Annotated in this window: 5 protein-coding genes; 1 reads left to right on the top strand and 4 read right to left on the bottom strand. The window is 36.3% G+C overall.

Annotated features, from left to right (window positions below; all coding sequences use genetic code 11):
* Nucleotides 1-170: ATP-binding protein (locus EGI24_RS03615; RefSeq protein ID WP_255046956.1), on the top strand; the 170-nt coding region annotated here is incomplete at its 5' end.
* A gap of 285 nt (nucleotides 171-455) precedes the next feature.
* Here the strand turns inward: EGI24_RS03615 and EGI24_RS03610 are convergent.
* The 4 genes from EGI24_RS03610 to EGI24_RS03595 form a co-directional block, all read right to left on the bottom strand.
* Complete coding sequence (locus EGI24_RS03610) at nucleotides 456-3,671, bottom strand: hypothetical protein (RefSeq protein WP_255046946.1); 3,216 nt, start codon at nucleotides 3,669-3,671, stop codon at nucleotides 456-458.
* Between the two features lies 1 nt (nucleotide 3,672).
* A complete protein-coding gene (locus EGI24_RS03605; protein WP_255046945.1) occupies nucleotides 3,673-5,076 on the bottom strand; it encodes a kelch repeat-containing protein in 1,404 nt (467 codons plus the stop codon).
* A gap of 588 nt (nucleotides 5,077-5,664) precedes the next feature.
* Nucleotides 5,665-6,036, bottom strand: a complete 372-nt coding sequence (locus tag EGI24_RS03600) for a hypothetical protein (protein ID WP_255046944.1) — start codon at nucleotides 6,034-6,036, stop codon at nucleotides 5,665-5,667.
* A 4-nt stretch (nucleotides 6,037-6,040) separates the two neighbouring features.
* Nucleotides 6,041-12,712, bottom strand: coding sequence for a DUF6443 domain-containing protein (locus EGI24_RS03595; protein ID WP_255046943.1), 6,672 nt, complete (start codon nucleotides 12,710-12,712; stop codon nucleotides 6,041-6,043).
* Nucleotides 12,713-12,728: the final 16 nt, after the last annotated feature.

The raw sequence follows: 12,728 nt of genomic DNA, 5'->3' as shown, positions 1-12,728 counted from the left end.
ATAAATACGCCACAATTATCACATCTCAATTGCCTGTGTCAGCTTGGCATCAATACATCAATGACAACACCATTGCAGATGCCATTCTCGATAGAATAATACATCAAGCCCACAGAATAGATCTAAAGGGTGAATCACTGAGAAAAAACATCAAAAATCAAAACAATTAAATATCTTTGAATCAAAATCAAATCAAAACCAAACAACTCAACTCAAGTGGCTCACTTTGAACCGGAATGGCTGGCTCACTTTCACTGGAATATGCACTTAGATTTTAGCAAATTACCATTCTGGTCGATTGTTTCTACTATCCTACCAAGATTATCTCTTTTAAAAGTAAAAGGGATTTGCTTGGCACCCTTTCTTTACTCGTCATAAAACTTCATTTGATTAGAAATAAAATTGTGCCTACCCTTAATTTATTTTAACCTCATATAAAGGTCATATTTATATAATTAGTGTTTATAATTGTATTTATAACTTTTTAATAATCTTTCGATCTCACCTTCTTTTTCTTTTATTTCAAAAAGTCGGTTAAATGAATCATAGCTGTATAATTTAACCAAACCATTTGGGCTACTAGTTTTGTTAAGTCCGATGAGCGGGGTAAAAACATAAGTATTAACCAAACTGTTTGTTAAACTAGGCTTATTACTTTCAATCGTACTCCAAATTGTAGAAGAATTCACGTTGTCTAAAACTATATTCTCAATATTTTGCAATGTTGTATTCCAAAGCGAATTTTTAATTTCAGCAACTGGATATAATCCTTTGTAGGCGTGAACTAAAGCATTGTTTTCTAATTGATTTATTGTAATAGAACGTATCTGTCCATATTTATTATAATCGTTAAACGAAGTTGTTTCTCTATAACTCGTATTTTGTGGAATGTAATCTAAAGAGCCATCATAGGGAGAAGTTAATATTCCTAAAGAGTTTTTATTAAACTGAAACTTTTTATACGGGAGTAGTAAACTCGGTTTAACTGCATTACCGGTAAAGCTTTTATATGTATCAACTGATGCATCTATAATTTTGGTATTGGAGTTTTCATCTGTTAGTTTCGTTATTTTTTCTATTGGAGTTGAATGTCTATTTTCCAAAATTAAAGTGTTGATAAAGTTTGCCCTTGAGGGATTAACTAAATAGTCTTCTGGGTACTTTGTAATCGTTTCTACTGTTTCATTCTTTGAGTTTAAACTTGATTGCTTTGTCAACTGCAAATGCGATTCATTTTCATAGGAATAGTTTACTTCAGTTAACATTTCTATTTCATTGAATTCATTATATGTTGTTATAGTTTGTTTGGTTTTTTCAAAAAAGCTTGAAACATTAAAATAAAACTTATTCCAGTAAACAGGAAAATACGCATTACCATTACCAACCCAAGTAATAACTTTAGTTAAGCCTTCATAAAACATTGAAGGAATTTTATATTCAAAATTATTCTGCAGGCCAGGTCCACTCACACGTCTAAAACTATATTGATTACTAATTTCTTTTTGTAAAATATTGTTGTTTTTGAAATACTTAGTAGAAAGATTAACTCCCCTAGCGAAATCATAAGACTCAAAACTTCCAATTTTTTCTACATTTGAAGCCAAAGGGCCTTCAAAAGAATAAATATCCAAATAGGGAAGTTTATAAGTTGAAAAAGTATAATTAGTTCGTGAAATATTATTGACAACTTCATCTACATTTTCGTAAATGACCATTGGGCTTCCTAGGTTTATAAAAGAGTTATTTCTGTAAAAAGGTAAACCAATTGAAATCTGAGGTAATAATATTTCTCCTGAATAAGCTGGAGTTGTATTTATTGCTCCACTCGACTTGGAAATGTCTGAGGTCTCTTTGTATTTGTATTCTGTTAATTCTGACAAAGCCCTAATTGGGTCAAACTTTTCAATAGATTTTATTCTTATCCCTGGGCCGTATTTAGAATTTTTCGCAATTACATTATTTAATGTAACGTTTGCAAAAATATGAAAATCTGAATTGCACTCGGAACCAAACTCTTCCAAAATGTCATTATTAATGAAGTATTCATTCGCATATGTTTGCCCGGGAAATAGGTATCCAGAACCAATCGGAAACGAACCTGTACATTGATTTCCTCCTGGACAACAGCCATTATAATACTCCCAGTTTATGTAAACAGTATAAAAAGATTGATAATTTACAGAAATAGGGTCAAAAGCCTCAGAAAAAGTTTGATCTATTCCATGGTAGACATAATAAAAATTCTCAACATCAATCAAATCACCAGAAACAGGGCCGCCTGATGCTGAATGAGCGTAATCATTTTGTTCATAAGTTATAATTGAAGACCCTCCAGTTGGATAAGTAATTTTTGTTAAGGCATTCCTCTTCGAGCCATTGAAATTTGGGTTCCTATTTGCTCCAAACTCTGGTATTAGAGTATTCCCAGGGATGCCAGCGTTATAATATCCCCAATGATCTATAGCTCTAGTTAGGTATATGTTTGTGGATGCAATCCCATCGATGTATTCAAATTTGTAAGGTTCTAACAAATTTCCGTTGCCATCTTCGTTCTGTACTTGCACTAATATATCTGGGAAAGTATCGTTGTATGTTAGTCTTTTCTTAGAAATGAAGTTAGAATTTATTTTGTCTGTTAGAACGACCGATTTTAATTTTCTTGTAGTACTTAGGTAAGTTGTAACGTAATCATTTATTACTTCTGAATTAAATTCAACTTTTGTAAAACCGTTTAGAACCTCAATTGAAGTTAAAAATTTTTCTTCTGAATGTTGAAAAGATATATCATTGACGAAAAGAGAGGACGCTCCGAAGTCGTTGCACATATTGCAATTTGGATATATTCCCTTTTCAACAAAACTTGGTGAAATTATCGTTGTTTGCCCGCCTGGCGTGTAATTGAATTGCAGTTTATTACCATTTGGCGTCAATAGTTCTTTAATATGCCAAGTAGAAACCCCCCAAGAAGCAGAAGATCCACCTAAAAAGCTGGTAGAATACTCTTTTACATTAAATAGATATTTGATACCATCGTCATCCGTTATTGTGAAAGATTCTATAATGTCACTGAGTGATCTATCTTCTACATCCGTACCAGAACTTCCTATTGTTTTTTCAATTTTGTATTTCTTATTTGAGACAATATGGGCGTTTCCATCCTGACCGAAAAAGAACTTACCAGAAATATTACCAAAATTAAAATAGAAAATATCGGGTTCAGTATCATAAACACCATCCCCCAAAGCTAAGGACTGAAAAATTGGACTAGAACTTACTCCGGAGGGGTTATTCATTAAAATATCTGCGTATTCTTGCCCTATTGTTAGATAACCAAAACTGGGAGTTTCATCAGCCAATCCTCGAATAGTTCTGGTTATAATTCCACCTCCAGATAAAGACCAACCTCTGCCTACCCAACCAGGATGTTCAAGGGGTTTATAACCAGTATAATTATAATTGAGGGCAATTGGCCAATTAATATCTCTCTCATGTATTGTGACCAGCGGCACACTCAGGTTAAGGGCACCTGTGCTTTGGTTTACTGGAATCTCGCCAAATTTCCCAAGGTTTGCAGCATTCGGAGATGGAGGTATTTCAGAAAATTTATTCTGATTTTGGGCGTTCCCTTTTAAAGCAAAAGCAAATATTATTGATATTAGTAGTGTTCTCATTTTATTGTTCTTTAAATTTCCAAATTGTGTTACTGTATTTTACATTAAATTTATCATCCATATATTCTCCACATATAAACCATACTTCATTTGTTTCTACTTCATTATGTGCTGCAGAAGAAATAATTGAAGGGGCCTTTTTAGCATAAATCGGAATCCATTGTAAGGTAGACAAACTAAACTTCCAAATATTTCTTTCCATCTTTAAGGTATCATTATTGAAAGTTTTTTGCCCTCCATAAAGAAGTAAGTCTCCACTACCATCAACCCAAGTAGTGCCTCCTATTCTAAAACCAGGATTGTTTTCGGTATGTTCATAACCGATTGTTTTGACTGTTGCCTGCTGAAAAAGTTTACTTGAAGAATATTTTAATATCCATTTACTGCTTTTAATATCAAAAAACCACATGTCAGACAAACCACCATAAAAATTGCCCTCATCACTAAGGCCAAAGCCGCCGTAAAGCCAGAGGTTGTTATTAGATTTATCATACCAAGCCAAGCATTGTGCTCTTGATGATGGGAAGGATTCAGTTTTAGAATCCTGATTCTTATTGGCTTTTGAATTAGTTTTTAGTTCACCGTTTATCCAAATCCATGTTTTTTTATTGAAATCATATTTCCAAAGGTCATTTAAGTATCCATTAGTGGCTAAAGTTTTATCGTAAGTCAGTCCACCAAAAAGCCAAAAGTCTCCATTTTTATCAACCCAAGTAGTTGCATTTGCCCTTCCTGCTGGGGTATTAATCTTGTTGGATTTGTTTTTGCCACTTGAGACACTCTTTTTATTAAATTCTGTTGAGTTTGAAATTAGCGTCCAGGTTTTGGTTTTGTTATCAAACTTCCAAAAGTCTCCCAGGTTTTCTGATTGTGTACTTGTGTTTCCGCCAAATAAATATAGACAATTGTCTTTCCCCACCCATGTGGCAGCATCTTGTCTCGCCAATGGAGAGGTTGTTGTGGTTGTTAGAGACTTTTCATCATTCTGCTTAAATTTTTTCGACTCTTTTTGGCCATTTACAGACACCCACTTTTTTGATTTTGGCGTATATTGCCAAATATCTGAGAAAAGGCCTTCGTTTTTTGTCTCGTCAATACCCTTTCCTCCAAATATGTAAATATTTCCATCTGTATCCTTCCAGTTAATACTGGCCGTTCTTGGTAATATCTGATTATCTGATTTACTCCTGAGGTCCTCTTTTGAACTTTCTAATTTATGTTTTTTTGGATTAAACAATTCCTCTTGTGTCATTTCTGAAACACGCTCCCATCTTCCTTGGTGGAATTTTTTAACTATGGTTGGTGGTGTTGTGCTATTAGTGAGTGTGTCATTTGTTTTATTTTGGCTATGTGCCATAAAGCACACAACATTAAAAGCAAATGTAAAGGACAGTATTTTCTTCATATAAAAATTGTATTTAGACAATTGGGTTATTTGATTTTTAAATAATTGTTTCTTGTAAATGCCTAAGCGTTCGTCTTTTTTGTATTTCTAATGGATATAATTATTTGATCTGCGGGTGAAACCCACCTTACACGCCTGCGAAGGCAATAGCCTTCGTAGAGAGGAGTTTTTTTTATTTCAGTTGGTTTATTTTTCACGATGTTAATCTTTTTCTTAATTTCTCATTACCTTCTTCTTTTCTTAAAATCTTTTTCAATTACTTTAGTAAATACTGTTTTTATCTTTTCTAAAACTGCCATTCTCGCATGCTTTGACTTTAGTAATTCATTCTAGAAAATCCCTCTCTCAAAATCATATCCATCTAAATTTCGACTTACTACTATCTCTGCGGCTAAAAGCCGCTTTACACACGTAAGAAGGAAATATCCTTCGCATAGCCAGAGCCTTTTATAGGATTTAGTTATTTTCGTTAACTACACTAATAACTTTGTTTTAATATTAAAAATTTACTATTCATATTCTTTTTGTGGGTACAACCCGCTTTACACACGTACGAAGGAAGTATCCTTCGTACAGATGGGCTATTTGCTATATCATTCTTTCCTTCTCACTTAGATATTGATTATCTGACCATATAGGTTTTTTTGTTAATTTTTGAGTAAAACCTTCCGATTCAAAAATTATTTCGCCTTCCTGCAAATCAATTTTCCATGAATTCTGTGGGTCTTTTTTTATATAATTAATTTCAAATCCATTTAATATACTTGATTTTGCGGATATATGGAAATTTTTTACTTCATAAAACACTAAAATTGCAGGGGCAATCAAATATTTGTATTTATTATTATCACCTAATTCCCATTTGATAATATAATCCAAATCTAATTCTAAATTATCATCAAATTTTAATGAATACAATGGGCAATCATGCCAGTTAAAATCGCTTGTGTTTGTTTCCATATTTTTATTTTTTAATAGGAACTGCATCTTTAATGCCATTTCCTGATTTTCTTTTACCTTGGGTATAATCCCAATAATTTATATGAGGTCCCGTTTCGTTTGGATTTGTTGTATTTGGATGCCCCTCTTTATCTAATCGATAACCTTTATTAGAATCTCCTCTTTGCGAACTACCATACTTCCCTTCTTTCATTTTAGGAAGAGCTTTGTCTATCCCAAGTTTTTCGTAAACTTGATTAAGTGCGTTTTTAGTATCTGTTACAGAGATGTCTGAGGTAGCCGCTTTTACAGCTCTTGATGTTTGAGATTTACTTGTTTGAGCTAATAATTTACCTTCTGTACTTCCTCCTGGAAATATTGAGACAACATCAGCAACAGTAGATACTGCTTCCTTGATACCTCCTTTTAAAGAATTATCAACGGGTTTTCGAGAAAATTGTGTTTCAAACACTTCACTACCGTTTTCTACCTTATATCCTGCTCTCAAATTCGAACCAAACGCCCTAAACGTAGTATTATAAATAGCGTGTTTTGTATCATAAAACGCAGTTACAGCTAATTTTGCAAATAAAAATGGGTCTTGGCTTGGGTCGTCTCCACCACAACAAGGTTCATCTAATGCACCATCGGGGTCAATACGATTGACAGGGTTATTTTGAACAAAATTGTATGGAGAAACCCATTCTCGCTTATCCGCCAGCGGGTCAATTTGTATTAATCTGGCTGAGGTTTGATCATACCATCTAAATCCATATTCATATAATCCAATTTCTAATTCTTCAACTTCTTCTTTACCATTATATTTAAATCTGTCTTTGAGGTTCTCGACTCCACTCGAACTGACAGATGAAAACGCTAAGCCCCAAGCATCATAGTGCTGCTCTTGTACCACGGCTAGATGTTCAATGCCCTCACCAGCTTGGCCTTCAGGTATTATTACACCAACTTGGTCACGTTTTGGCTCACCGCATCTACAACTAACTCTCAAATTACCTAAATGGTCTTTTAGACTGTATTCAAATCTAAATTTGTCGCCTGTGGTTGGGTCTGCTGTTAAATTTAACACTTTCTTAGTAAGTAATGCTCTGCCCTCACTACTTGCCACAAAATCCAATTCTTTTGTACTGTTGCCGGCCGTTACGGTTTCTTGGTAAACCATGCCTGCTAAATAGTCGTATGCCTTTATCAAGGTAGTACCCGCAGCATCGTAGGTTTCCATACGTACTTTGGTAGCTCCTGCGTAATAGTGTTTAATTACTCCATTGTTGATACCACTGTTGGTTCTGGTAATGCTAGCTGGTAAGTTCAAATGGTTATAGGCTATGCTCAGGTCTTTGTTGGCATCGGTTACCATATTACCTGCTTGCTCGTAGGTATAGTCCGTGGTATTTACTTTGTCTTTAAAGCCTTGGGTGGCGTCTCCGCCATCGACTACGACTGTTAATTGGTTGGCAGCGTAGCTGTAAATCAACTCGTCCATCACAGTAGCTCCGCCTCCTGTGGTGCGTTTTAAGTAGCCAATGTTTCCGTTTTTGTCGTAGCCGTGGGTTGGGTCATACATTGTTGTACTTATGCCTTCGGCAAGCGTACCTGTGTAGGTGCCTTCCATTAGGCGGTTCAGCTTGTCGTATTTGTAATTATAGGTTTGTATGCCGCCCGGCACTTCAGCTCCACTCAGTGACCTGAGCGTATTCCACTCTTGTTTAACAATATTGCCATTAAAGAAGGTATTGCTTACTTCGGCTCCGTCGTAGGTAGTGGCTGTGGCGTAGCTTAGTTTCATGGCAAATAGGTCTTTGTTGGCAGTCATACTGGCGTCGGCTATTTTATTAATTTCGGTCAGCCAACCTCTTATGTTGTATTCGTAGTCAACATTTTGTAAGGCCAATGGGCTACCTGTGCTGTTGTCACAGCCTAGGCCTTTGGTTTTTAGCTCACCCAATGGGTAGTATTGGTTTTTGCTAACTTGCTCCCAGTTGTCGTTATCAATTTTTTGGCAAAGGGTCACCACTCTTCCACCTTTGTCGTAGGTATTTTTGGTTTGTATGGTAACTAACACTGAATCTGTAGCCGTCTTTTTATAGTTCGTAATCTGTGTACTGGTAATGGCACGGCCCGTAAAATCAATTTTGGTCACGCTTATGTCACGCCCACCCGTATGGTTGGTACTCACTGTTTTTATTGGTCGGCCTAAAGTGTCATAGAAGCTAACGTTGCTAATGAGTTTGTTCCAAAGAGGGTTGGTTTCGTCTATGCCCACTATTCGGGTAAAAGACTTGGTCATCATACCTTTTACGTTGTTTCGCTTAACTTGTCCATAGGTTTCGCCCAGGGCATATAAGTTGGCATCACTGCCTTCATAAGCATCGTACGTATTGATAGTCAAGGCTATCTTGGCTCCGCCTAAAGTATTACCAGCAATTACATCTGCTTGTAAAGAAGTTCTAGTTGTATTTTGCGTATAATATCCAGTTGCTTTTGGTCTGTTCAGCTCATCGTATTCTGTATATAGCCAACGATTGCGGCTGTTGTCTCTGCCCCAAGAATCTTGGGTAAATACTAAGCGGTCGCGGCTGTCGTAAACCATTTCCACCTTGGTGGCACTTGGCACTTTTTTCTGGGTCATGCGGCCACGCTCGTCGTAGTTGTATGCAAAAGTCAGCTCTTTAATTGGGCTTGAGACAGACAAAGGAGTAAGCGTACCTACACTCAAACTTGTCTCTGCCATAGGTTGAAAAACAAAACGTAGTTGCCCAAAGTCGTCATACACATAGTTGGTTTCAATAAAACTATTGGTTTTGTCTTGCATACGCTTAGCCACCACTTGACCCGACTTGTCTTTGGCTTCTGCCGAGCGGTTGCCATTTTCGTCTATGGTGATGTTTACATAAAGTTGGGTAGGTGCATATGTAGCTACCACCACTTCTTGAGCATCTATGTCCGTTGCTACTGTATTTATATCAAAACGCTTGATGTTGTTGACTAATTTCTCATCCATGGTGCTTGGTGAGCCACCTACAGTATTCGTTGTGTAAAGCATCTTCATGGCATGATTGTCGGTAGCATTGATATCCGTCTTTGGTTGCCATAACAAACCCGGAGCACCTTGTTGAAGGGTTCTGTTTAGTGGAGAATCTTCAAAAACAGTTTGAGCAAGAGCGAAGTCTTTGTCGGAGGTTTTACCAGGAATATCATTATAAAATGCCTTTTGCAATAAACTATGCGTATCAAAGCTTGGCAAAGCTCCAGTTAATGCATGATTGTCGGTATATGGCATGTATTTCTCCGTCTCACGACCAAAGGCATCGTATTTCATAAACGAAATCACGTCTTTGCCGTCGGCACCTGTATTTCTACTCACCGTTTGTATTGGTCTACCTAATCCGTCAAAGTATTGGATTGATTGTACGAATTCACTTGCGTTTTCTGTTAGAAATATTCGTTCTTCTACATAGTTCTTATTAACAGAGATTGTTCTATCATTGGCTTCTGGAGTTGGCCATTCAGCGTAATTTACTTCTGAAATAGTACCACAAGTAGTGCATTTACAGTCATCAAGCACGAGTACATTAACCGAAGCTGTAGCTGTACACCCTGCAGGACTAGTTACTGTTACTGAATAAACCCCCTCCAATGCGGTTTGAAAGTTAGGAATAGTCGGATTTTGTAGGGTACTTGTAAAGGTATTTGGCCCAGTCCAAGAATAAGTATTAGTTCCGCTAACCGCCAAATTAAAATTGAGGGTAGAACCAGCATTCAATGGAAAATTAGACGTTGCTGAGGTTATTACGGGGTTGTTTACCGTTACTGTTAAGAGATTACTAAAGTTGGTAGAGGTACCGCAAACAGTAGTACATTTTGCTTTGTAAGTAGTATTGTGGATAATATTAGTAGCCTCTAATGACCCTGATGTAGTAATTGTTCCGGTGCCTCCTTCAGTATTTGACCAATCCCAGTTGATCACTCCTTCACAGCCTGAAGATGGCTGAAGTGTTACGTTACCTCCTGAGCAAATGGCAAGAGGAGTACTATTTGAAATGCTAAGAGTAATGGGCTCTGGGTTAAGTACTATTGATATTGAATTACTTGGCAAACTCAAACAGTTGTTACCGTCTTTGCACCTTGCTGTGTAATTACCTGAATTAAACGCATTTAGTGGGTTTGTGTTTGACCCATTTGACCATTCAACAGTAGAAGAACAACCAGTTGCAGTAAGGTTGACACTATTTCCAGAGCAAAAAGTTGTAGGGCCCCCGGCAGTAATAGTCGGAGGGTTTATTGACGAATTTAGCGTAATGATGGCTTCTGAGCTTTTGGCACTAATGCATCCATTCGATTGAACACATTGTGCTGAGTATGTTCCAGATGCCGTAATAGGTAGTGTTGCACCTGTTGCACCTGTATTCCACTTTATTGTTCCTGTACAATTTGAGGCGGTTAAAGATTGGCCATTACACAAAAGAATATTTCCAGATTGGTTTAATGTAGGAATTGTATTTGAAGAACAATTATTTATAACAACATTTGAGGTGGATGTAACTGGACTTAAATTTGTACCTCCAGCCATTTCACCATAAGCCGTAACAGAATAAATTCCATTGGCAGAACCATTGGTAATTGTTCTTGTTAATGTTCTTGTGCTTGCCACAGGTGCTAAAACGGTACCGTCTGGAAGAGTCCACCTAAAATATACAACACTTAAAGACTGACTTGAAAAAACAGGAAAGTTTGCAGTCAGTGTGATACTTTCTCCAATGTTTTTTGGACCGTTATTGGTAATAACCATAGGGCCTTTTGATGGCCAGTAATATTTGACAATTTGTTGTGAACTACAAGCATTATAGCAGGTAATATAATAAGAGGCATGAAGGTTCTCTGTTACCGTAATTTGGGGTGTATTTGTTGCAATTGATGGATTTAAAGATTGAGTAAATAATTTTCGATTCCAATTAACATGACCATTACAATTGGGTACTGATAGCACAGCAGGTAAATTTTGAGGATTTTCGAAATTGTTTACTAAGATATTTTGTCCATTAAAGTTAAGAATAGGTTGATTTACTACGGGCAAATTCGTCTTTTCTATTGTAGAAAGAGTTTGAGAGCTAAAACATCCATTAGTTCCAACACATTTAACAGTGTATGTAGTTGTAATTGTTGGAGTTACAGTAATACTAGCGGTTGTTTGTCCTGTTGACCAGCTATATGTTGAACAACCACTAGCTATCAAGTTTGTAGTTGTATTTTGTCCATTGCAATATTTTTTTGAGGCAATATTTATGGTAGGGGGATTTATATTTGTAGCTACTGTGAGGTTAAGTGTATTGCTGTTTGGACTAATACAATTATTAATTTCACATTTTGCTGTGTAAGCCCCAGCCGTATTTACCGAGAGGGTACTTCCGGTAGCCCCTGTAGACCATATAGTGGTACCAGTGCAGCCAGTCGATGTTAACGTCAAGGTACTGTTGTAACAAATAAGTGTAGATGTTGAAGATATTGTTGGGGCTGTTGGAATAGGATTTACATTTACAACTACTGGTGAACTGGCTTGACTTGTGCAAGAATTTTCAGTACAAACAACAGAATATGTTCCAGATGAAAATACAGTTATTGAAATGCTTGTTTGACCGCTTGACCAAAGAAGGCTTCCATTGCAAGTTGATGCAGATAGAATTACAGATTCTCCTGAACAAAAAGTTAATGGACCGTTTGGCGTAATAGTTGGTTTAGGTGCTGTTATAGTAATTGAAATAGTCGATCTATCACTGGCAGTACATGCGTTTGTGGTACAAGTAACCGAATAGGTTGCAGAAGCATTTAAAGCAGAGGTAGTAAATGTACCATCAGTTGATGTTCCAAGTTCCGTTCCTACTGTTGCATGATTATACCATGTGTAAGTTGCTCCATCGCCATTACAACCAGATGCAGTAAGAGTTACAACACCTTCACCACATCTGCTTGCTGGGGTTGTGGTAGGAGCGGTACATGCATCTGCCATTGAATTTGCAACTGTTTCCTTAATAGTAGAACTGCCAACATTCTGCTTTTGGTTATTTAAGTGCAGTTTAGGTGAGGCTGTTTTCTCTAGTATTTCAAGACACTTTTCACCTTTTTTGATGAATATTGTTTCCCAATTAGATTTTGATGGCCCTTTTAAAAGTATAAAACAATGTGCTTGATTGATTTCATGGAATTGACCTATAATTTCAAGTTCTTTACTTTTGTTATTCTTATCTAATGTCAGAGAAATAAAATCATAATAACTTCCCCCTGTTTGACTAAATCCTTTTGGTAAGACTACTTTTAAAGCAATCTTTTGACACTCCTCATCTTTGTAGCTTAAATTCAGGTTGTCGTAGAATACAATTTTTATTTTAATTTTAACTTGTTCTCCAATTTCATATTTATTTTTGTCAGACAAAATTTCAAAGAAGATGCAATCTACAACATTCTTGTCGTCAGTATACTTGATTTGCTTTTGGCCATCTGAAATGGTTTTCTCAAGCGTTGGTTCTTTATCAAATAATGATTTTTTGAGAATTGGTAATGGAATTGGAACTTTTTTTGCAGAGCTTGTAGTGTCAGAAATGTTTGCTTTAAATGCAAAACTGTATGTACACACACTGAGAATCAAAACTATTTTATAAGTTTTGTGGAGAAAACTAAGTTTCATGGTTTTTAAGTGGTTT

It is taken from the genome of Lacihabitans sp. CS3-21, from assembly GCF_024343675.1.
In the GTDB taxonomy this organism is placed as follows: domain Bacteria; phylum Bacteroidota; class Bacteroidia; order Cytophagales; family Spirosomataceae; genus Leadbetterella.
The sequence above is the reverse complement of the archived record's forward strand: the minus strand, read 5'-3'. Positions and strand labels throughout refer to the sequence as shown.

Bases quoted from the DNA above. Each gene is read 5' to 3' on its own strand.
- EGI24_RS03610 (WP_255046946.1), bottom strand. From the start codon at position 3,671: ATGAGAACACTACTAATATCAATAATATTTGCTTTTGCTTTAAAAGGG.
- EGI24_RS03605 (WP_255046945.1), bottom strand. From the start codon at position 5,076: ATGAAGAAAATACTGTCCTTTACATTTGCTTTTAATGTTGTGTGCTTT.
- EGI24_RS03600 (WP_255046944.1), bottom strand. From the start codon at position 6,036: ATGGAAACAAACACAAGCGATTTTAACTGGCATGATTGCCCATTGTAT.
- EGI24_RS03595 (WP_255046943.1), bottom strand. From the start codon at position 12,712: ATGAAACTTAGTTTTCTCCACAAAACTTATAAAATAGTTTTGATTCTC.